We start from the raw sequence: 21,094 nt of genomic DNA on the forward strand, positions 1-21,094 counted from the left end.
CATCTTTGCTGAAACTCAATTTTTAAAACAGAGCAACAAACTGTTTTAGCATTTCTGAGTGAGCAGGCCATGCAGGCGCAGTGACTAATTGACCATCAGTCACTGCTGAATCGACAGCAATATCAGCATAAGTTGCACCAGCAAGCTCAACTTCAGGCTTACATGCAGGGTATGCAGAAACGTTTTTGCCTTCAATAACACCAGCAGCAGTCAAAATCTGTGCGCCATGACAGATAGCCGCAACAGGTTTATTAGTGGTGAAGAAGTGTTTTACGTAGTCTAGTACGCGAGCATCAAGACGAAGATATTCAGGCGCACGTCCACCTGGTAGATACAACGCATCGTAATCTTGCAAATTTACGTTATCAAAAGTCGCATTTAGCGCGAAATTGTGTCCGCGTTTTTCAGAGTAAGTTTGGTCACCTTCAAAGTCATGAATCGATGTTGGGATAGTGTCACCAGCTTTTTTATTTGGGCAAACTGCATCTACCTGATGCCCCATCGCAATAAGTGCTTGGAATGGAACCATGTTTTCGTAATCTTCGACAAAATCACCTGTGATCATTAATACTTTAGCCACTGAGTTTCTCCTTTCTACAATTCACTTCTTACTACACTAGGTAGCGGATTGATATCTTGATATTAGCCATCGCAGAGTATGCCTCTGCTTTCTTAGTTGACCACCATAATTCAGGTAAAGAAGCTACAGGCCTCTTATCCGAGCAATCATATATTTGGAACAGAGATCACTTAAGTTATTGATAGGCAAACTATTGTATAGATAGGAACATAAGCAACAAAAAGGCGTCAAGGCGTTAGCCAATAATAATGTCAGTATCGATTAGCAATTGACACAAGATCACATTCTCAGGAATCTCGATGAAACAAAGCGCAACATATGAATTCAATTTTATAACATATCGCTTGTGTTCAGATGGGTCATGTCTAACGTTGAACTTAAGCACAATAAGCTCACAGCTCGTCAATCTTCAGTTGTGTTAACCGTATAACGTATCAGTACTGCCTATTGAGGATCTTTCAGTATATAATGCTTCCCTCTGTGAAGATGGATTTAGGATGAATTGTCATGTCTCCCAAAATAGCCTCGAACCAGCGACCTCGTTCGTTATACGAGCAGGTAAAAAAAGGTAATGTATTAGAGAAAGCATGCCCATCACGAGAAGTATTGCGTGATGTCACTAATCGATGGGGTGTGCTGGCAATACTCGCTTTAACCGAAGAAACACTGCGCTTTAGTGAATTACGACGCAAAATCAGTGGTATCAGCGAAAAAATGCTATCACAAACATTGCAATCACTTGAAGCCGATGGATTCGTTAATCGTATTGCCTATCCCGTTGTACCTCCTCATGTTGAATATTCTTTGACGCCAATGGGCGAAGAGGTTTCTTCACGAATTCGGGATTTAACAGGTTGGATTGAAGACAACCTATCCACCATAATGTTGCATCGTGCAGAATACTCACAAAATATCGCAAAATAGAACCATGACACCCAATCATTATAATTATTGGGTGTATGTTGAAAAGGAATGAGTATTCCCTCCGTTATTCCACCGAGCAAGTCGTTGAGAACTGTTGAATCGACACATTAAGTTCATTTGGGGATATATTGTATTCACATTAAAACATGTCATTCGTTTTAAAATATAAAAGATCGAATAATTCTGTTTTCCATTTCATAGTTATCAAATACTAAAAAACCATTATCTTTTATATATTCCACTAATTAAATCATAAACCTTAATAAATAAAACACCATTCCATATAAAATTTGTTTGTCTATCAATATTACGTGATAAAGATCCATAATAAAAAATATTTCATATTGCACCATAGTAAATAGTATAAAAATAGTACATGTTATTATTGGAATTAATCAATCCAAACTCACGGCCAAATCATCTATTTCATTAGATAATTGGAATATTCACAATTTAAATATTGGAACAAACCCATGAAAATAAAAGTTATTTCACTTTTATGTCTATTAGCATGTTCATCCGCTGTTTATGCCCAAGACTTTTATATTTCTCCATCGGGTTCAGACAGTAACTCTGGCACGTTATCTTCCCCGTTGAAAACGATTATGGCAGCTCAAGATGCCGCTTCTTCAGGAGATACGGTTTATATTCGAGGAGGTACCTATTATTTGGATGACTCAAACATCACCCAATATCAAAGCGTACGCGCGATTGTAAACAATATAACTAAAGATAATATTACCTATATTAATTATGGCGACGAACATCCTATTTTTGACTTTTCTAATGTCACACCTGATGGATATAGAAATACAGCTTTTATGGTAAGAGCAGATAACTGTGTATTTAAAGGTTTCGATGTCGTCGGTGTGCAAATAACCATAGATGATGAACATACTCAATCAGAAGCATTCATGGTTAATCACGGTAACAGCAACCGCTTTGAAAACTTAGCCATTCATGATGGCATGGCTATCGGCTGGTATTTAGTCGCCGGCAGTGACAACTATGTGTATAACGTCGATGCTTACAATAATATCGGATTGAATAGTTATTCTTACGGCAATATCGATGGTTTCGGTGTCCATCCCCGTTCGTCTTCTGGCACAGGTAATGTAATTGATAGCTGCCGAGCATGGTTTAATAGTGATGACGGTTTTGACTTAATCAATGCATACGCAGCTGTAACTATTAAAAATAGCTGGGCATTTTATAACGGCTATGACGAGGATATGAATGCTCTTGGCGATGGTAACGGGTTTAAAGCAGGAGGCTATGGTAGTGATGGGAGCACACCACCCAGTGTGATTCCTCGACACACCATATTGAATAACCTGGCGGTACATAATCGTTCTGCAGGTTTTTATGCTAACCATCATATCGGCGGGCAAAATTGGATCAACAACACCGCTATTTATAATCAAAGTGCCAACTACAATATGCTTTCCACTGAAGACGACAATGATACTGATGTCGATGGTTACGGGCACTATATGCGTAACAACTTAGGTTATGGTGGCTACAATGAAGTGATCAACCTTGGTGATGAGACAGAAAACGATCTGGCTTATAACTACTTTGATCTTGATGTCACCGTGACTTCGAAGGATTTCGTCCGTTTGAAGGAATCAGAGCTCATGTATGACCGCCAATCTGATGGTTCTCTCCCCGTGATCAAAACAGCTCGATTGAAAGAAGGCAGTGACCTAATTGATGCAGGAGTCTACGTTGGTTATGACTACAACGGCGCGGCCCCTGATTTAGGTGCATTTGAAACCGATTATTAAATCTTTTAGACACGCTATGTGTTCATAGTAAGACAAAAATGCAGGCGCCCTCTCCTGCATTTTCGTTTTTGGAAAGGCTATTTATACCCAAGTATCCTCAAGATGTTGTTTCAGCGAGAATGTATTCGCTCTTTGGCAAGGCACTGATTTGAATACATAGTGATTCTACGTCGAAAATCAGTAACGCAGCCTAGGAGCGAATACAACTCGCCCTTCGGGAGCTCATCAACAAGCCAATTTCTTCGCCCAATCACGTTGAAAGGGAATGACCATTCCTGCCGTGATTGAGCTTGACCTAGGCTCGTTGATGAAGCTCTGAATCCTGCATCTCGAGGTTATTTGGGTATAGCAAGATGATTATTCTGCATCATTTGCTGATCAATACCTTGTAAACGCATGTCATCCATCAAAAAGTTAACCGTGTTCAGTAATCTCTGTTCACCTTTACCAATCAAATACGTAAATTGGCTTTTGGTAAACGGATTGTTTTTCCTAACCACACCAAATTTCGGATTGGTTGTTTGATAATAGAGAGCTTCAGGCGTTTCAGTAACCATCAAATCCACTTTCCCAGCCAATACGGCTTTAGGCACAGCAAGATTATCTTCAAACTTAACTAACGTGGCTTTATTTAGATACTGGTCAGCAAATTTTTCGTTAGTACCACCAATATTAACGCCGACTCGAACTTTTGGATTATTCACTTTAGCTAACGTGTTATATAAGTGCGCTTGGCCCCGTTGAACCAAAAACAATTTACCAAAGGTCATGTAACCTTGAGTTTGTTCTGCTGCGAGTTGACGATCAATACGGCGCGTAATGCCTCCCATCGCGATATCAAACTTGCCCTGCTGCAAATCGGGGATCAATCCCTTCCATGTGGTTTTTACAAAACGAATATCCACATTCAGCTGCTTAGCCATATATTTTGCGACATCGATATCATAGCCTGAGTAATTCTTACCATCGTAGTAAGAAAATGGCTTATAGTCGCCAGTTGTACCCACTAGCAAATAACCACGCTGCTGGATATCATCCAAACGATCAGCATGTGCAAACACCGACAATGTCACTGCGAGTATCATTACCCCTAATTTAGCGATTTTTGTTAACCATCCCATGGTGTGTTCCTTTTAATTATTGATTAAACCAATAATTACCATATCAAATTACTAAGTAATACTATTATTTCACTGTATTAGCCTTGTCTGATTCGATTATAGGTTTCAAACTCCATAGCAAAGTTTGCCTTGCGTGAGCAATGCGAGGCTGACGTAATGCACTTGGTGCCCATGCCATATAATAGGTGAGCTGTGTATTACCAATTGGCGCTTCAATTCTCTCTAATTCACCACTATGCAGCAATTCACAACAAAGAAAATCCGGTAGTACTGTCCAGCCAAACCCTTGCAATAGTAATTGCCGTAATGCTCGTAAATCTTGACTGACCACAGAAGGTGCCGCTTGCTCAGGGCTCACTTTATTCTTGATAAGCCAAGTATCCATGACAGACATCTCTAAGTTGTAGGTAAGCATTGGTTCATTCATAAGAGCCGTCGTAAATTCACTTGCCTGATTAATACGCTGTGCCACTTTAGGCGACGCCACCGCATAAACAGGAACGGTCATCATGGTCTCACTGCGCAAACGCTTATCCGTTATCGGGTGAGCAGTAAAGCCTAAATCACAGTGGCCTTCCACCAGCATATTGTGGATCAAATCCCCATCTCCAGCGTGCATACGCACTTTGATACCCGATTCAAGGAGAGTCAACAAATTGGGTGACACTACTTCCGCCAGAAAATCCGTATGGCCAATAACTTGCAATGCACCATCCATATTCATCGATCGTGCCCTAGCTTGTGATAGCGCCCTTTCAACAGCATCTAATTTGTCACCAATATCATTGGCTAATTCGTCAGCAACTGTCGTCGGGGTCACCCCGCCCGTTTCTCGGGTAAATAGTCGCCGACCAACGGCCACTTCGAGTCCAGCAATATGCTGAGAGACCGCTGGCTGAGTGAGATTTAAGTTTCTCGCGGCAGCGCTAATTGACTTTTTCCGATACACTTCAACAAATGTTCTTAACCTAATCAGAGACATAGATAACCCATAAATAAATTTATACCCCTTCTAAAATAGCGTTGTTAGCCAAATTATGCCAGCTCCTTTAATCTACACCCCATCGACAGCGGCAACAGACTTACTCATAAATAACCGCTGCATAATGAGCACTGATTTGCTCATTTCTAGAATTAAGACAGTCAGCCTTTAATTGGAGGAATCACATGTCAACATCACAATCAAATCAAGATTTGCATTCTATTCTCAAATCAATGCAACGTGCTCATATCAAATCTGGCCCAGCCGATCTTGCAACACGACAAGACCGTCTTGCACGTTCAATTCGTTTGATTAAAGAAAACTATACTGACATCTGTGCTGCAATGAGCGCCGACTTCGGTCATCGTAGTCAATATCAATCGATGGTTGCCGATATGGTTACCACCATTAAAATGCTCCAAAATGCCCATGACAATGTCGGTGAGTGGATGAAACCTGAGCATGTCGAAGACTTAGAAGGTGGTATCCAAGCATGGATTCAGCAACAGCCACTAGGTGTTATTGGGGTCATTAGTCCTTGGAACTTTCCGATTAACTTGTCTTTTGGTCCTTTGGCAAGCATTTTCGCGGCGGGTAACACTGCAATGTTAAAACCATCAGAACTAACGCCACAAACCTCAGAATTACTTGCGGACTTGATTGGTCGTTATTTCGACCCAATGGAACTTGAAGTCGTGCTAGGTGATGCCGACGTTGGTCGCGAGTTCAGCGCACTACCTTTTGATCATTTGGTCTTTACTGGTAGTACTGTGGTTGGAAAACATGTGATGCGAGCTGCAGCTGAAAACCTAGTTCCGGTTACCCTCGAACTTGGTGGCAAATCCCCAGTGGTTGTCGATCAAGATTTTGACCTCGCAACCGCCGTACAACGCACGTTAACAATTAAAACCTTTAATTCAGGACAAATTTGTTTATCGCCAGATTACATGTTAATTCCTGAAGGAAATGAAAGTGCTTTTGCTCAAGCGGCACAAGCATTTGTCGCAAAGAGCTTTGCTAGTATTCAAACTAACGAAGACTACACAGCGATAATCAGTGACCGTCACTTCCAACGTTTAGTGGGTTTGCTAGACGATGCTCAAGAAAAAGGCGCGACTATCATTAACCTTGGCCCAGAAAATGAGCCAGCATACGATGCCAAAACTCGCAAAATAGCCCCTCATTTGGTGCTGAATGCCAGCGATGATATGGCGATTATGCAAGAAGAAATTTTTGGTCCTTTACTGCCAGTTAAAACGTATCAAGCACTGGACCAAGCGATAGAATATATCAATAACCACGATCGACCTCTCGCTGCATACTTCTTCAGTAACAATACGGTTAATCAAGATCGTTTCGCCCAATTTACAACATCTGGTGCCCTAGTCATTAATGATGTAATGACTCATGCATCCATTGACGAACTGCCATTTGGTGGCGTAGGAGCCTCTGGTATTGGTGCCTACCATGGCGTTCACGGTTTCCGTCAGTTTACTCACGCAAAACCAGTGGTTGTGCAGAGCGAAGACGGAGCATCTAACCTACGCTTACGTGCACCCTATGCTGATAATCTAGCGGCATTAGAAGCATTTTTAAGCGCATAACAAATGACAACTAGGCGATCAAACTATCGCCTTGATAACCCAATTGCTCAACAACGATGATAAAAGAGGCAACTATGAAAATTTTAATGGTCCTAACTTCACACGACGAACTTGGTAACACTGGCGAAAAAACAGGCTTCTGGCTTGAAGAATTCGCCGCTCCTTACTACACATTCAAAGATGCCGGAGCTGAACTTGTTTTAGCCTCACCAAAAGGCGGGCAACCTCCTCTTGATCCAAAAAGTGATTTACCTGATTTCCAAACTGAGCTGACTTACCGCTTTAAAGATGATGCCGATGCGCAAGCAACATTGGCGAATACAGTAAAACTCGACAGTGTGAATCAAGTCGATTTCGATGCTGTTTTCTATCCAGGTGGCCATGGCCCCCTTTGGGATCTAACTAATCTTGATACATCGATTAACTTAATCGAGAGCTTTGAACGTGCCGGAAAACCTATCAGCTTCGTTTGTCACGCGCCAGCCGTATTACGTAACGTGAAAGCCGCTAGTGGTGAGGCTCTGATTAAAGGCCGTAAAGTTACTGGATTTACCAATGGTGAAGAAGCCGGTGTTCAATTGACTGACGTCGTACCTTTCCTAATTGAAGATGAATTCATCGCATTAGGTGCTGATTACCAAAAAGGTCCTGATTGGGCACCGTTCATCGTTGAAGATGGAAAGTTGATTACCGGCCAAAATCCAGCAAGTTCAGAAGGTGTGGCTAAAGCCCTGCTTGCACAGCTGAAATAATGTGTCTTCAAACCCAATCCTCACCGATTGGGTTTAACCTTTATTTCCTTGACTAGACTCTCTGTCAGTTAGGGAATAATCCACTGCTGGTTCAATATCAGCTTGAAGACCTGATGTCTTACCACCAATCACCGCGTGTGTTCTGGTGGTTTTTTGTTTGTGCTCAGCTTAGATATTTAGATTATCTCGATATTTGCAATAGTCATTTTTGATTCGTTCACTTTCTACATAAGGAAAGAGAGTGGCATACTGGTGCCATCAAAAATTTACATTTATAACCAAATACTTTGAAAATATTTGGTTGGATAAAAATAAGGAGAAGTAGACGTATGAATTTACCTCCACTTTCAGTGCTCGATCTCGCCCCTATTATCGAGGGAGCCGATCACAGAGCAACCTATCAGCGCTCAGTAGAACTTGCTCAACATACCGAAAAATTAGGCTACCAGCGTTTTTGGTTAGCAGAACATCACAACATGCCAGACATCGCAAGCGCCGCAACCAGTGTACTCATTGGTCATATTGCCTCTCAGACAAAAACCATTCGTGTCGGATCAGGCGGTATTATGCTACCCAACCATGCTCCATTAGTTATCGCTGAACAATTCGGTACGCTAGAAGCACTTTATCCTAACCGGATAGATCTTGGTTTAGGTCGAGCGCCGGGTACGGATTACCCAACAATGCATGCGCTTCGCCGCGACCCCGAACGCATGGATCCCGATTTTGACGAGCTATTAGAAGAATTAGAATTTTTTATGGGTCCAGTGTCGGATAATCAACCGGTGAGTGCTTATCCTGGTGCTAATTCACACGTACCACTCTGGCTGTTAGGTTCTAGTACTTACAGTGCCAGATTAGCGGCAATTAAAGGTCTGCCATTCGCTTTTGCTGCGCATTTTGCTCCCGATGCTATGTTTAAAGCATTTGAAATTTATCGGAAAATGTTCACACCGTCAGAGGTGTTAGATAAACCTTATGCTATGGTCTGTGTCAACATCACCCTAGCCGATACCGATGATGAGGCCCAATATCTCGCTACAACAGAAAAACAGAAATTTTTAGGGATGATTCGTGGCAAGCGAACCAAACAGAAGCCTCCGGTCAAAAGTATGGAGCCTTTGTGGCTTCCTCATGAAAAGCATCACTTAGAAAATCAACTTCGCGAGTCTATTGTTGGTTCACCAGAAACCGCCCAAGCTCGTTTATCACACTTGATTGAACGGACTCAAGCAGATGAAATCATGGTCAACTCAATGATTTATGATCAACCAAGTAAATTGTATTCTTATGAATTGCTGGCTTCGTTAGCGGGATAGTCAACATTCAAATATGCCCTCTAACGTGAGGGCATAATAACCATGAATTACAAAAACAGATTGTCTTCACGCTCTTGGCAATAACTTACGACTTCATCAAGATGATAAAAATGCGCATCACCGGCAATAAACTTGTCCGCTTGGCATTGTTCACACACAACAAATGTCGTCATATGAGCATTTTTGGCTGCGAGCATACCGTTGTAACTATCTTCAATTACAATACACTCATCAACGGGGATCCCCAGCTTTTGCGCTGCGGTTAAATAAACGTCAGGCGCTGGTTTACCATGTTTTTCATGTTCAGCACTACACGTAATATCAAAGTAGTCCCACAATTCCAACTTATTAAACACAGCTTCAATAACACTCTGATTCGAAGACGTCGCTAGGCCAATTTTCATCTTTAAGGACGTTAGGTAATCAAGCAATTGATATACGCCTTGCATCGGTTGTCCCTGTTCTGCAATCAACATTTCCAGACGTTCGATGATTTCCCCTTCCAACTGTTTTGGATCAACAGTGAGTTTAAACAAATCACACCAAGTTTGTGCAATAGCATCAACACGCATTCCCATGGTGGTATCTTCACACTGCTTAGGGGTAACGCTAACACCATATTGTGACAACGCAGCATCCTGCGCTTGTTGCCATAGTGGTTCTGAGTCAATAATGACGCCATCCATATCAAATATCACTGCTTGTTTTTTCATAATATCTACTTGTTTGTTATCACTGAATATTTATATCCAAATGACCTCAAAGTGCAGGATTCAGAGCTTCATTAACGAGCCTAAGTCAAACTCAATCACCGAAGGACCTACTTAAACTCGGTGTTTGGATATGAGCTTAAATTACCATGCTAATTCATAGAATAACGTTAACCTAGCACAAGCTAGGCGTAAATATGCCCCAATGACGGGCTTTATTAGGAAATTTGATTGATATGAAATATTTCATTGAATTTAACGTTTTAAAATTACAAATCTAACTAGCACAAAATCAGCATTTTATTTCGTAACGTAAAATAAATAACTCATAGTGATTAAGATCACTTATGTAATATTTCATTAATTTGAGGGAATCTTAGATGTGATCATTATCACTATTAATTTCTATTTATAGGTATCTATTTTGTGATCTAAAACATAACAAAATGGTTGAATAAAAATTAATAACTAAAATGAAAGAATATTACATGTATAAATTATGATAACCATCACTAATAAAAAGCTTTTCATGAAATTATTAGTGACTTAGATCATAAAAACCCCGAACGAGATTCAACATGTAAATTGTGTGGTAAATTGATTGGGTACTAAGCAATCGACGGTTTTCTCAGGACCGTTACTACAACAATTAATCATCGGAATATCGAACGGGGACTCTTATGATATCACCAGATGCTAAGGTCAAGGTACAGAATTTTGGCCGCTTCTTGTCAAATATGGTAATGCCAAATATAGGCGCATTTATCGCGTGGGGTATTATCACAGCTCTTTTCATACCAACAGGGTGGATACCAAACGCCAATTTAGCAAGTTTGGTTGGACCAATGATCACTTACTTACTGCCACTTCTTATTGGTTATACCGGTGGTAAACTAGTCGGTGGCGAACGTGGTGCCGTGGTTGGTGCTATCACAACAATGGGTGTTATTGTCGGTTCAGATATTCCGATGTTTTTAGGGGCGATGATTGTCGGTCCTTTCGGTGGTTGGGCTATTAAAGCATTTGATAAACGCGTAGACGGAAAAGTCAAAAGCGGTTTTGAAATGCTAGTCAACAACTTCTCAGCAGGTATTATCGGCATGATCTGTGCTCTAATCGCCTATATGCTGATTGGTCCATTTGTAAAAACCCTTTCTACCGCACTAGCATCTGGCGTTGACTTTTTAGTGAGTGCTAACCTACTTCCTTTAACGTCGATCTTCGTAGAACCCGCTAAAGTATTGTTCTTAAATAACGCCATTAACCACGGTATCTTTACACCACTCGGAATTCAGCAATCAAAAGAAGTTGGTGAATCCATTTTCTTCTTAATTGAAGCAAACCCAGGTCCTGGTCTTGGTATTTTGTTAGCGTACATGGTCTTTGGTAAAGGCACAGCACGTCAAACAGCAGGTGGGGCATCGATTATCCACTTCTTTGGCGGTATTCACGAAATCTATTTCCCTTACATCCTGATGAACCCACGTCTCATACTCGCGGCAATGGCCGGCGGTATTACCGGTGTATTTACATTAACGATGTTCCACGCTGGTCTCGTATCTCCAGCTTCACCAGGTTCTATCTTTGCCGTATTACTAATGACACCGAAAGATTCAGTTGTGGGTGTACTATGTGCTGTTGCTGGCGCAACCGTTGTATCGTTTGTTGTGGCTTCGATTCTAATGAAATTACAAAAACAAACAGAAGAAGACGATGGTGAAGACAGCTTAGAAAAAGCAAACGCGCAAATGAAAGGAATGAAAGCAACAGCGAAAGGCCAATCAACACAAACTGGCGCGGTAAACGTTGCTGACCTGGCAAGCGTAGCAAAAATCATTGTTGCCTGTGATGCAGGTATGGGCTCTAGTGCGATGGGCGCAAGCATGCTGCGTAAGAAAGTGCAATCTGCAGGCATGGACATTAGCGTAACAAACCTTGCTATTAATAACTTACCTGATGATGTCGATATTGTTATCACTCACAAAGACCTCACAGATAGAGCTCGACACCAAGTGCCAAATGCACTGCATATATCATTAACGAACTTCCTCGACGCATCGTTATATGACAACCTAGTGAACCAACTACAAAGTAAAGAATCAGACTCTACCAACACAGTAGAACAATCTGCAGCGCAACCTACTGAACAACCATCAGTATTCAAAATTGAAGCAAAAAACGTCTGCCTTGGTCTTTCAGCAAGTGATAAAGAAGAAGCCATCCGTTTTGCTGGGAATAAACTGGTTGAACTTGGTTATGTACAACCTTCCTATGTTGATGCCATGTTTGAACGTGAAAAAATGGTATCTACTTACCTTGGAGAATCCATTGCTGTGCCTCACGGCACAATTGAAGCGAAAGAAAGTGTTATCACGACTGGTATCGTAATATGCCAATATCCTGACGGCGTCCGTTTTAACGATGAAGATGATGGCATTGCCAAACTAGTCATCGGTATCGCGGCAAAAAATGACGAACACATTCAGGTAATTACCATGATTACCAATGCACTTGATGATGATGAAGCCATACAAAAGCTGACATCCACTACAAGTGTCAGTGATGTGCTAGAAATTCTTGCGGGTAATCAAGCAGCATAACTTTTCTCATTAGCTCCTGAGTCGTTATTAAATAAGGTCAGTCTCCCCCAGTCTGACCTTAGCACCCGCTTTATTTAAAATTTTAGTTAGGTAAATTATTATGAGTAATGCAATTCATTTTGGTGCAGGGAATATTGGTCGTGGCTTTATTGGTAAATTATTAGCAGATGCAGGCATACATGTTACATTTGCGGATGTTAATAATGATGTTGTAAATAAGTTAAAAGCAGACAATCAATATCAAGTTAAAGTTGTTGGTGAAAATTGTGAATTACATGATGTCACTAATGTCACTGCAATTAGCTCTATTGGTGAAGATATTATTAAAGAGATTACTACCACGGATATTATTACTACAGCGGTAGGTCCTAACGTACTTGATATTATTGCGAAAACAATTGCTAATGGTATTGAAACACGTCTTGAAAACAACAATACCAAATTTTTAAATATTATTGCGTGTGAAAACATGGTCAGAGGTACATCTCACCTCAAAGAGGAAGTATTTAAATATCTAAAACCTGAAATAGTAGAAAAAGCTAATAAATATATTGGGTTTGTTGACTCAGCTGTCGACAGAATCGTCCCGCCAGCCGAAGCTTCTGACAATATTCTCGACGTCACTGTGGAAAGTTTTAGTGAATGGATCGTTGATGAAACCCAGTTTAAGGGTGAGATTCCTAATATACCGGGAATGGAAAAGACTGATAATTTAATGGCTTTTGTCGAACGTAAATTATTCACTTTGAATACAGGTCACTGTGTCACTGCTTATTTGGGTTGTCTAAATGGATTTAAAACTATCCGAGAAGCGATTGAAAATGATATAATTTGCGCACAAGTGAAACGAACAATGCAAGAAAGTGGTGAAGTATTAATTCGCCGTTATGGTTTTGATCGGAATGCACATGCTGCGTATATTGATAAAATTCTCGGCCGCTTTGCGAATCCATATTTAGTTGATGAAGTTGATCGTGTTGGCAGACAACCACTAAGAAAATTGGGCGCTAACGACCGTTTAATTAAGCCGTTACTGGGTACCATTGAGTATGGCACTGAAAATGATGCCCTATTGTCCGGTGTCGCTGCAGCTTTAAAATATACAAACGCAGATGACCCTCAAGCAGTAGAACTGCAAGAATCCATTCAAGCTGTAGGTGTTAAAGAAACGCTGTCTAAGTACACTGGTCTGGATGTTCAAAGTACAGAAGTGGCGAAAGTTGAAGCCAACTACAATCAGCTTTAGTCATTCATTTTTTAGAGGGCACAATGTGCCCTCTCGCTGTTAAGATAACTAGATCCGTAAATGGTAAAACAAATTAACGAATCAGAAATAATTGAAAGACTGAATCTTACACCGTCAGTAAGAGGCTTTTTTATCGCGGCCAGCGAAATCATCGCAGAAGCCGTTGAATCCCTAATGCAACGTATTTTCCTCAAGGATAACTTCGCTGTTCAATCTGTTGTAGGACCTTTATTGCATGACTCAGGTCCACTAGGTGATGTTCAAGTTAGGTTAAAGTTGCTCTACGGTCTTGGTGTGGTAAGCGATAGCGTATTTCACGATATCGAAACGATTATTAAACTTAAAAATCAGTTAAATGCCGATGGCTTAGAACATGAATTTACTGACACTAAAGTCACCAATGCAATCACAACAATAAACGCCATTAAACAGTTACCTCTTCCTCCATTCGAATTACAAGACGTTGAAGGAGAAATCGACTTAGAATTTTATCAACTGCAAGTTCAACGCAGACAACAAATGATTCGCTCTAGTCTCGCTCTTGTTGTGATTGAGATCTGTAATAACCTCAACATTGAAAGCCCTTTCTAATTTCCCTATTGTTCAAGTCATCTTATGAATAAACATCACATGCTTAAAAATTGGTTACGTAAGCATGTGATTGGATGGAGTTACTCAAACTTTACTCAACAATCCATCGCACAAAACTCTCAGGTCTCTTTACCGGCTTGGGGCATGAAGATTATAGTGACACCGTAACTAAAGCTGAGCTTTTATCGGGGTTTAACTCTAACTATATGCGTGTAACGAGTAACAGGGAGCAAAGGCTCCCTGTTTCTTTACTAACTTAATAATGCGTATACCGCTTCAATACGATTACGCAACAGCGCTTCAAATTCTGGTTTCTGCGCCAACTCCCCAAACAAAGATTGATTAGATGCATAGAGGTGAATAGGGTCATCCGCTTCGTACATTTGATGAACCGATGCACTATCTAAAATCCCATCATAATAATCGAAGGCTAACCGGCCTATGTGCCACTCTTGCATAAACACATAGAAAATGGCGGGTAGCGATGCAGTCGCTTTTGGCACCCTACCTTGTGCATACGATTCCACTAGAGTTGGCGTAATCATAGCGGGAATTTTAGAGAAACCATCGCCAGAGACGCGTTGAATCGTGTCTTTAATATGTTCATTGGTAAAACGATCGAGAACCACATCTCGATATTGATAAAAATCGATATCGTTTTGATGTTGAGAAAGACAAGGAATAACATCGCGGGTAATGTATTTATACACAATTTCACGAATGAATCCGGTTTGGGTACTTTCGTGAATGTATTTTTGACCAATCAGCGCACCAGTCCAAGCAATTCCTGCATGAGAAACATTCAGGATCCGAATTTTCGCTTCTTCATAAGGATCAACTGACGCCACCAATTCAACCCCCACTTCTTCCAATTTTGGCCTGCCAGCAATAAAGTTATCTTCCAATACCCATTGAATAAACGATTCTCCCATCACAGGAGCACCATCGTGAACGCCCGTTTTGTCCAACACTCGGTCGGTTAAATTAGGCTCAGGTTTTGGTGTAATACGATCGACCATACTATTAGGAAAACTGACGTTATCAGCAAGCCAGCCCAACACTTTTGCATTGTGTGTAAGGTTCAGAAATTCTATCAGTCCATCACGAAAACGTTGTCCATTATGGCGCACATTATCACAACTTAGCAGAGTTACAGGCCCTGCTTGCTGTTCGATACGCTGCTCTAATATTTTACTAATGGTCCCATAAATCGTTTGGTTACCACCTTGCAGATCTTGCTTGATGTCTGGGTTGTTTATTTGCAGATTAAACTCGGTGTCTAAATAGTACCCAGATTCTGTGACTGTAAACGCGATAACTTTTGTATTAGGTTCTGCACCACATGAAATCAGTGGAGCCAAATCGGCTTGCCATGGAATCAATTTTTTTATCGATTTGATCAACTCGTGATGCCGATGGCCGCGTGGCGTCACGGTTTCAAGTACATATTCACCGTGTTGCCGTTGCAATGTTTCGATTGTTGCTTCACTGTCATTACGAATATTACCTGCCGCTATCTGCCAGCTATGGTCACCATTACGCATAAGTTGATTAAAGTACCACGCTTGGTGAGCGCGATGAAACGATCCAAGGCCAATATGAAGCCAGGTGTAGGGAGTACTCATTGTTGTTATCCTTCTTGTTATTCACTCTGATTCACATCCTGATGCTACAAAATGCCCTATTCGTAAAATGGGTTTGTACTCACACTAATAAAAACAATTAATTAACTAGAAAATAAATGCCCCCATTTGTGATTACTGACCCATTTCATCTCGTTTAAATCAAGCTATCGCTCATTTGTTTGACATTTGACAACATCGTTTTAAGCCAGCACCACATTCAAAAATCAATAGGATTATCAATAAGATAATTTTATATGCGTAACTTCCTAATATTGCCAAAATATGAGATTTAGTTCACAATATATCGGTCGATATCTCCCAGTTTTATCTGACTTTACCGGACAACTTGCCTAGGCATCATCTCAACATCTTAAAATTCAAGGAAATAATCATAATGATAGGACCATTGGTCAATGCATCCGCCATCATTTGTGGCAGTTTATTGGGTACGCTATTTGGTAACAAAATATCTAACTCGATGAAGGAAAGAATGCCAATGGTATTCGGTTTAGCATCAATGGGGATTGGGCTATCTATGGCGATCAAAGTAAAACTGCTGCCCGCGGTGGTTTTATCACTTATTCTTGGTGCCATTATTGGCGAACTCATTCATTTAGAAGAAAACATAAAACGTGTCGCCAACATACTGAAATCGCTAATCACACGTTTTGTTTCTCCCCCGAATAGTTCGATGGAACAGAACGCCTATATGGACCGCTTTATCTCCATTTTGATTCTCTTTTGCGTTAGCGGTACGGGTATTTTTGGGTCAATGAATGAAGGGATGACAGGCGATCCTTCCCTATTAATTGTTAAATCGTTTCTCGATTTCTTTACCGCGGCCATATTTGCCATCACTTTAGGTTTACCGGTCGCGACATTAGCCATTCCGCAAACACTCGTACAAGTGATCTTGTATTTTTCCGCGAATGCCATCATGCCGTTAACTACGCCAACAATGATTGCTGATTTTTCTGCTGTTGGTGGGTTATTAGTTTTTGCTACCGGATTTCGCATTTGTGGCAGTATCAACTTTCCCCTCGCGAACCTGTTACCCTCGCTCATTATCGCTATGCCAATTTCTGCCACATGGTTAGAATTTGCAGCTTAACTATTTCTACAAGGAACGTTTATGCCGACCACTATCCGTCTTGCAACCTCACTCGATATCGAACGTATTGCTGAAATTGAATCACAAGGATTCCCAGTAGAAGAAGCCGCGACACTGCCAATTTTTCAACGCCGCTTTAACGCGTTTCCGGAATGTTTTTTTGTTCTCGAGAAAAATAATCAGATCGTAGGCCAAATTAATGGCTGCCGCTATAGCGCGCCAGAGCTGCCTGACATCTTATATGAAGATGAGCACCAGCACTTAAAAGAGGGGGCTTATCAAACCGTATTTGGCTTAGTGATCGCACCGGATTTTCAACATCAAGGTCTAGCACATCAATTACTTGAACACTTTATTACGGTTAGTAAGGAACGTGGCGTAAAAGGCCTCGTACTCACTTGTAAAGATAAATTGGTTGGCTTTTATGAACAGCATGGCTTTGTATGTCAGGGAGTCTCGGACTCAACGCACGGTGGTGCTGTGTGGAATGATATGTTACTGAATTTTTGATAAAAAAATAGGCAGAGTGATTAACCTCTGCCTATTTAATAATTATTTTTTATCCGCTTTCATTTCGGGACGATCTAATAATTCAGGTTTTTTAATCCACTTAATTAATGTCGCACTACATCCAAGAATAATGAGAGTGGCGGGTAACCCACCGAGGTTGGATAACGATTTAATTCCCTTCACGCCAACCGTGCTCACCATAATCCAAGCCACTAATCCGATAATAATGCCCCATAATACTTTGACGCCAATACCACGGGTGTCATTAGAATCAGCATTAAAATCTTTCATACACAAGTCACCAATCGCATCCGTACTAGAATCTGCCGCAGTTACATAAGAAACAAACGCCACAAATACCAGAATAAAGGTAGTCAATAAGCCAAGAGGGAGTTCACCAAAGATATGGTAAAGCAACTGCTCAATACCACCATTATTCAAGATTGAGTACAATTCTCCCCCAGAACTTTGGTCCATAAAGATCGCAGTACCAGAGAAGACTGCAATCCAGAGCAGTACAAATAGGCTTGGGAATATCACGTTCACCATAATAAATTCGCGCACGGTATAACCTCGCGCAATTTTACCGAGGAACATTGCGGTAATCGGTGCCCATGCAAACCAGACAGCCCAATAGAACACGCTCCACGAATGTGGCCAGTTATCATGAGCAGCTTGACCAGTAAATAGACTGAGGCGGAAGAAGTTTTCTAGATAAGCCCCTACCCCTTCAACACCAATATTCAAAATATATTGAGTCGGTCCCAGCACAAGAACAAAGACAAAGAGAGCAATCAATAACCAGAAGTTGACCATTGAAAGACGGGCAATGCCTTTGATCAAACCGCGCGCGGCTGAGAAAACAAATACAGCAACGATCGCAGCAATGGTAATCCCTAAGGTGAGAGCATTTCGTTCAATAGGAATAAATTGGCTAACCCCACCGACGAGAGTTAACGCACCTGTCCCTAACGAAGAAGCCATTCCCACGACCAGAGAGTACAGCGCTAATGCGTCAATAACATCGCCTTTTTTACCCGATACCCATTTTCCTAATACCGGTTTCAAAGAGCTACTGATCGAATACGGCATTTTTAAGTTATAAAACGCTAAACCAAAGATAAGCGCTGGAATCGCATAAATCGCGTAAGGTGTGGGCCCCCAGTGAAGGAACATGGCCGAGAAAGCAAACAAAATGGCATCAGGGCTATCCGGCTTAATATGCAAACTCTTTGGCGGCGTATGTAAATGATATAAAGGTTCAGCCGTTGTCCAAAACAACACACCGACCGCAAGCGTGGTACATAACACGATCATAAACCAACGGAGCTTGCTCACGTGTGGTTTAGCATCTTCACCACCAATGCGGATATTACCTAATTTTGAGCAGTAAGTTACCCCAACTAACACGAGTAGGTAAAAACTGCCCAAACTAAATAGCCAAGAGAAGTGATTTAACACAAAGCTATTGGCAACACCTGTGTAATGTAAGAATTGATCAAGATTGACCAAACTAAAGACCAAAGCCCCAACCAAAATAATAAAAGTTGGGAAAAATACTAATGGTCGAATATTTTTAAACATAATTAGTCCCTTAATAAATTGAATCACACGCCCGTTCGTTCGATTTTTTCTTCAAACTCTTTTTCAAAAATCACTGTCTCGCCTTCCAAGGCTTGCCATTTCGCTGTGATATAGAAAAAGTCGTAATCACATGTCATGTGATAATGCGCCTTCAAACCAGTCCACCAGCCGTCACGCCCCATATCTAGCTCATAAAAGAGCTCCGATTCAGCGGTTAATGGATCCTCAGGATGGATGGTTTGATACTGCTTCATGCGCAGATCAATATCGGTATTACAAGAATTGAAATGTTGACGACCGAAATCATCAATCGTTTCTAAACAAATTTTTCCTGTCTTGTAATCGTGATGAACGATGCGCTGACTGTCATAGTCTCGCAAACTTTCACCGTCATAACTAACAGATTTATCATAAGCAGGGGGTTCTACTTCTGTTGTCCAAGAGTCACGAGTTGGAACTTCAATGACACTGGTTGCGGGATCAATCGTTACTGTTGGATGATCTTGCGATGGCCAAACAAGTGGCCAATAGGCTGTCGAAATAGAAATGCGTAATAGGTGACCTGCTGGAATTTTATAGGCGACGTGATTTATCGGCACCGTCACCTGATACGATTTACCGGCTTCAAGTCGCTCAAATCGAGAATGATTGTCGCGATGGTTTAGGTTCCAGGTACCAACACTGATACGAGTGGATGCACCATCAGGATGAACATCACACACTCGAACCGCCAATTGCGCCGTTGGCTTGTCACTTTGAATGGTAAGATTGGCCAGTACCTGACCCGCTAATGCTAGGTCCTCTTGCAAAGGCGCCGTATCAAAAGTGACGGAGCCTGCGTCATCAGCACGTTGGTCAGCAGGTTGCTCCATATCTTGACGAATGCCGACACACAAACGTCCGCCATTGAGCCCTGTAGAATGAGGAGAGCAAATTGACTGTTGCGGTGCGTGAGGATTTAATTCAGCCACCAAGCGACCATCATCAAGGAAGAAGGATTTTGTCACTGTTTGCGGTGATGGCCAGCACGGTTCACTGATCCATTGACCTGGGCGAACATCGTAGTCAGTCTGTGGACGTACACTGTCTTGCAGGTAGTAGGTCAACTGTGGCTCATCATCAATGCCATTTTCGATGCCTTTTAGCCAACGATCCCACCAACGTACTGATTCTTTGACATAATCCATTTTCGGATTTGGATATGCAATATTGGGATACTTATGTGCCCATGGGCCGACAAGTCCTTTGCGCGGTACATCTAAGTGACGTAATAAGCTAAATACCGTATTACGGTAATTATCGGCCCAACCACTCATGGCATACACAGGTATTTTAATATCTGAGTAATCTTCACAGATAGATGCATGTTTCCAGTAGTCTTGACGTAACTGCTCTGTTAACCAAGGTTTAGCAAGAAACGGCATCGTGTTTAATCGATCTAACCACTGCTCTTTCCACTGCTCACCAACGAGAGCTTTATCGGGTGCACGACCTTGCGCATAGGCCCAGAAGAATGATGCCCAATCTAAATTGTCATTAAGCAAACACCCACCCATGAAATGAATATCATCGCGATAACGGTCATCCGTCGAACATTGAGTGATAATGGCTTTTAATTGTGGTGGGTTTAAAGCAGCAATTTGCAGTGAGTTGAAGCCCCCCCAAGAGATGCCCACCATACCGACATTACCGTCACACCATGGTTGATTCGCAATCCAAGCGATAACATCAGTGCCATCTTGCAGTTCCTGTGCGCTATATTCATCGACTAGATGACCTTCAGATTCACCACACCCACGTAAATCGACGCGAATACATGCATAGCCGTGAGCGGCCGTTTGCGGCATGGTGATCTCATCACGAACGACAGTACCATCGTTTTTGCGATAAGGAAGAAACTCTAGAATAGCTGGAACCGGTTGAGTATTCGCATTTTCAGGCATCCATGCACGGTATGCGAGCCGTGTTCCATCAGGAAGTGGAAGCATCGCGTGGTGGATTTCTTGAATTTTATGCATAGTTAACCGTCCAATCTTTTGAGAATGTAG

The 21,094-nt window shown here is 41.5% G+C and carries 17 protein-coding genes; 10 read left to right on the forward strand and 7 right to left on the reverse strand.

Going from position 1 to position 21,094, the window contains the following annotated elements:
• Nucleotides 1–22: 22 nt before the first annotated feature.
• On the reverse strand, nucleotides 23–580 hold the full coding sequence (locus I1A42_RS21425; RefSeq protein ID WP_329604859.1) for a DJ-1/PfpI family protein: 558 nt from the start codon (nucleotides 578–580) through the stop codon (nucleotides 23–25).
• A gap of 507 nt (nucleotides 581–1,087) precedes the next feature.
• Here I1A42_RS21425 and I1A42_RS21430 point away from each other — a divergent pair.
• Together I1A42_RS21430 and I1A42_RS21435 are read left to right on the forward strand one after the other, a co-directional pair.
• Nucleotides 1,088–1,504, forward strand: coding sequence for a winged helix-turn-helix transcriptional regulator (locus tag I1A42_RS21430; protein ID WP_161158590.1), 417 nt, complete (start codon nucleotides 1,088–1,090; stop codon nucleotides 1,502–1,504).
• A 473-nt stretch (nucleotides 1,505–1,977) separates the two neighbouring features.
• Nucleotides 1,978–3,291: a right-handed parallel beta-helix repeat-containing protein gene (locus I1A42_RS21435; protein ID WP_161157865.1), complete on the forward strand. Its 1,314-nt coding sequence runs from the start codon at nucleotides 1,978–1,980 to the stop codon at nucleotides 3,289–3,291.
• A 335-nt stretch (nucleotides 3,292–3,626) separates the two neighbouring features.
• On the opposite strand, the gene I1A42_RS21440 is transcribed toward I1A42_RS21435, so the two are convergent.
• Together I1A42_RS21440 and I1A42_RS21445 are read right to left on the reverse strand one after the other, a co-directional pair.
• The gene (locus I1A42_RS21440; protein WP_196124910.1) at nucleotides 3,627–4,412 is read right to left on the reverse strand and encodes a transporter substrate-binding domain-containing protein; all 786 of its coding nucleotides are present in this window, start codon (nucleotides 4,410–4,412) and stop codon (nucleotides 3,627–3,629) included.
• A 64-nt stretch (nucleotides 4,413–4,476) separates the two neighbouring features.
• Entirely contained in the window at nucleotides 4,477–5,394 is a 918-nt protein-coding gene (locus I1A42_RS21445) for a LysR family transcriptional regulator (protein WP_196124912.1), read from the reverse strand.
• Nucleotides 5,395–5,579: 185 nt separating this feature from the next.
• Between I1A42_RS21445 and I1A42_RS21450 the strand changes: the two genes are divergently transcribed.
• From I1A42_RS21450 to I1A42_RS21460, 3 genes are all read left to right on the forward strand, one after another.
• Nucleotides 5,580–6,998: a coniferyl aldehyde dehydrogenase gene (locus tag I1A42_RS21450; protein ID WP_161157868.1), complete on the forward strand. Its 1,419-nt coding sequence runs from the start codon at nucleotides 5,580–5,582 to the stop codon at nucleotides 6,996–6,998.
• A gap of 74 nt (nucleotides 6,999–7,072) precedes the next feature.
• Nucleotides 7,073–7,750, forward strand: coding sequence for a type 1 glutamine amidotransferase domain-containing protein (locus I1A42_RS21455; protein WP_196124914.1), 678 nt, complete (start codon nucleotides 7,073–7,075; stop codon nucleotides 7,748–7,750).
• A 329-nt stretch (nucleotides 7,751–8,079) separates the two neighbouring features.
• Nucleotides 8,080–9,069: an LLM class flavin-dependent oxidoreductase gene (locus tag I1A42_RS21460; RefSeq protein ID WP_196124916.1), complete on the forward strand. Its 990-nt coding sequence runs from the start codon at nucleotides 8,080–8,082 to the stop codon at nucleotides 9,067–9,069.
• 47 nt (nucleotides 9,070–9,116) lie between these two features.
• Here the strand turns inward: I1A42_RS21460 and hxpB are convergent, their stop codons facing one another.
• Nucleotides 9,117–9,782, reverse strand: coding sequence for a hexitol phosphatase HxpB (gene hxpB / locus I1A42_RS21465; protein ID WP_161157871.1), 666 nt, complete (start codon nucleotides 9,780–9,782; stop codon nucleotides 9,117–9,119).
• 734 nt (nucleotides 9,783–10,516) lie between these two features.
• Here hxpB and I1A42_RS21470 point away from each other — a divergent pair.
• The 3 genes from I1A42_RS21470 (at nucleotide 10,517) to I1A42_RS21480 (ending at nucleotide 14,216) form a co-directional block, all read left to right on the forward strand.
• On the forward strand, nucleotides 10,517–12,379 hold the full coding sequence (locus I1A42_RS21470; RefSeq protein WP_408063544.1) for a PTS mannitol transporter subunit IICBA: 1,863 nt from the start codon (nucleotides 10,517–10,519) through the stop codon (nucleotides 12,377–12,379).
• Nucleotides 12,380–12,479: 100 nt separating this feature from the next.
• Nucleotides 12,480–13,625: a mannitol-1-phosphate 5-dehydrogenase gene (locus tag I1A42_RS21475; protein ID WP_196124918.1), complete on the forward strand. Its 1,146-nt coding sequence runs from the start codon at nucleotides 12,480–12,482 to the stop codon at nucleotides 13,623–13,625.
• 60 nt (nucleotides 13,626–13,685) lie between these two features.
• Nucleotides 13,686–14,216, forward strand: coding sequence for an MltR family transcriptional regulator (locus I1A42_RS21480; protein WP_161157874.1), 531 nt, complete (start codon nucleotides 13,686–13,688; stop codon nucleotides 14,214–14,216).
• A 251-nt stretch (nucleotides 14,217–14,467) separates the two neighbouring features.
• On the opposite strand, the gene dalD is transcribed toward I1A42_RS21480, so the two are convergent.
• On the reverse strand, nucleotides 14,468–15,841 hold the full coding sequence (gene dalD / locus I1A42_RS21485; RefSeq protein ID WP_161157875.1) for a D-arabinitol 4-dehydrogenase: 1,374 nt from the start codon (nucleotides 15,839–15,841) through the stop codon (nucleotides 14,468–14,470).
• A gap of 394 nt (nucleotides 15,842–16,235) precedes the next feature.
• On the opposite strand from dalD, the gene I1A42_RS21490 reads away from it, so the two are divergent.
• Both I1A42_RS21490 and I1A42_RS21495 read left to right on the forward strand, forming a co-directional pair.
• Nucleotides 16,236–16,952, forward strand: a complete 717-nt coding sequence (locus I1A42_RS21490; RefSeq protein ID WP_196124920.1) for a DUF554 domain-containing protein — start codon at nucleotides 16,236–16,238, stop codon at nucleotides 16,950–16,952.
• Between the two features lie 21 nt (nucleotides 16,953–16,973).
• The gene (locus I1A42_RS21495) at nucleotides 16,974–17,462 is read left to right on the forward strand and encodes a GNAT family N-acetyltransferase (protein WP_161157877.1); all 489 of its coding nucleotides are present in this window, start codon (nucleotides 16,974–16,976) and stop codon (nucleotides 17,460–17,462) included.
• A gap of 42 nt (nucleotides 17,463–17,504) precedes the next feature.
• Here the strand turns inward: I1A42_RS21495 and I1A42_RS21500 are convergent, their stop codons facing one another.
• Complete coding sequence (locus tag I1A42_RS21500) at nucleotides 17,505–19,046, reverse strand: BCCT family transporter (RefSeq protein ID WP_161157878.1); 1,542 nt, start codon at nucleotides 19,044–19,046, stop codon at nucleotides 17,505–17,507.
• Between the two features lie 23 nt (nucleotides 19,047–19,069).
• Entirely contained in the window at nucleotides 19,070–21,064 is a 1,995-nt protein-coding gene (locus I1A42_RS21505) for a CocE/NonD family hydrolase (protein ID WP_196124922.1), read from the reverse strand.
• Between the last annotated feature and the right edge of the window lie 30 nt (nucleotides 21,065–21,094).

The sequence above is a fragment of the Vibrio nitrifigilis genome, from assembly GCF_015686695.1.
Classification (GTDB): Bacteria; Pseudomonadota; Gammaproteobacteria; order Enterobacterales; family Vibrionaceae; genus Vibrio; species Vibrio nitrifigilis.

Coding starts and splice junctions, on each gene's coding strand:
- I1A42_RS21490 (WP_196124920.1), top strand. CDS start 16,236: ATGATAGGACCATTGGTCAATGCATCCGCCATCATTTGTGGCAGTTTA.
- I1A42_RS21430 (WP_161158590.1), top strand. CDS start 1,088: ATGTCTCCCAAAATAGCCTCGAACCAGCGACCTCGTTCGTTATACGAG.
- I1A42_RS21460 (WP_196124916.1), top strand. CDS start 8,080: ATGAATTTACCTCCACTTTCAGTGCTCGATCTCGCCCCTATTATCGAG.
- I1A42_RS21495 (WP_161157877.1), top strand. CDS start 16,974: ATGCCGACCACTATCCGTCTTGCAACCTCACTCGATATCGAACGTATT.
- I1A42_RS21440 (WP_196124910.1), bottom strand. CDS start 4,412: ATGGGATGGTTAACAAAAATCGCTAAATTAGGGGTAATGATACTCGCA.
- I1A42_RS21500 (WP_161157878.1), bottom strand. CDS start 19,046: ATGTTTAAAAATATTCGACCATTAGTATTTTTCCCAACTTTTATTATT.
- I1A42_RS21455 (WP_196124914.1), top strand. CDS start 7,073: ATGAAAATTTTAATGGTCCTAACTTCACACGACGAACTTGGTAACACT.
- I1A42_RS21505 (WP_196124922.1), bottom strand. CDS start 21,064: ATGCATAAAATTCAAGAAATCCACCACGCGATGCTTCCACTTCCTGAT.
- I1A42_RS21475 (WP_196124918.1), top strand. CDS start 12,480: ATGAGTAATGCAATTCATTTTGGTGCAGGGAATATTGGTCGTGGCTTT.
- dalD (WP_161157875.1), bottom strand. CDS start 15,841: ATGAGTACTCCCTACACCTGGCTTCATATTGGCCTTGGATCGTTTCAT.
- I1A42_RS21450 (WP_161157868.1), top strand. CDS start 5,580: ATGTCAACATCACAATCAAATCAAGATTTGCATTCTATTCTCAAATCA.
- I1A42_RS21470 (WP_408063544.1), top strand. CDS start 10,517: ATGGTAATGCCAAATATAGGCGCATTTATCGCGTGGGGTATTATCACA.
- I1A42_RS21445 (WP_196124912.1), bottom strand. CDS start 5,394: ATGTCTCTGATTAGGTTAAGAACATTTGTTGAAGTGTATCGGAAAAAG.
- I1A42_RS21480 (WP_161157874.1), top strand. CDS start 13,686: ATGGTAAAACAAATTAACGAATCAGAAATAATTGAAAGACTGAATCTT.
- hxpB (WP_161157871.1), bottom strand. CDS start 9,782: ATGAAAAAACAAGCAGTGATATTTGATATGGATGGCGTCATTATTGAC.
- I1A42_RS21435 (WP_161157865.1), top strand. CDS start 1,978: ATGAAAATAAAAGTTATTTCACTTTTATGTCTATTAGCATGTTCATCC.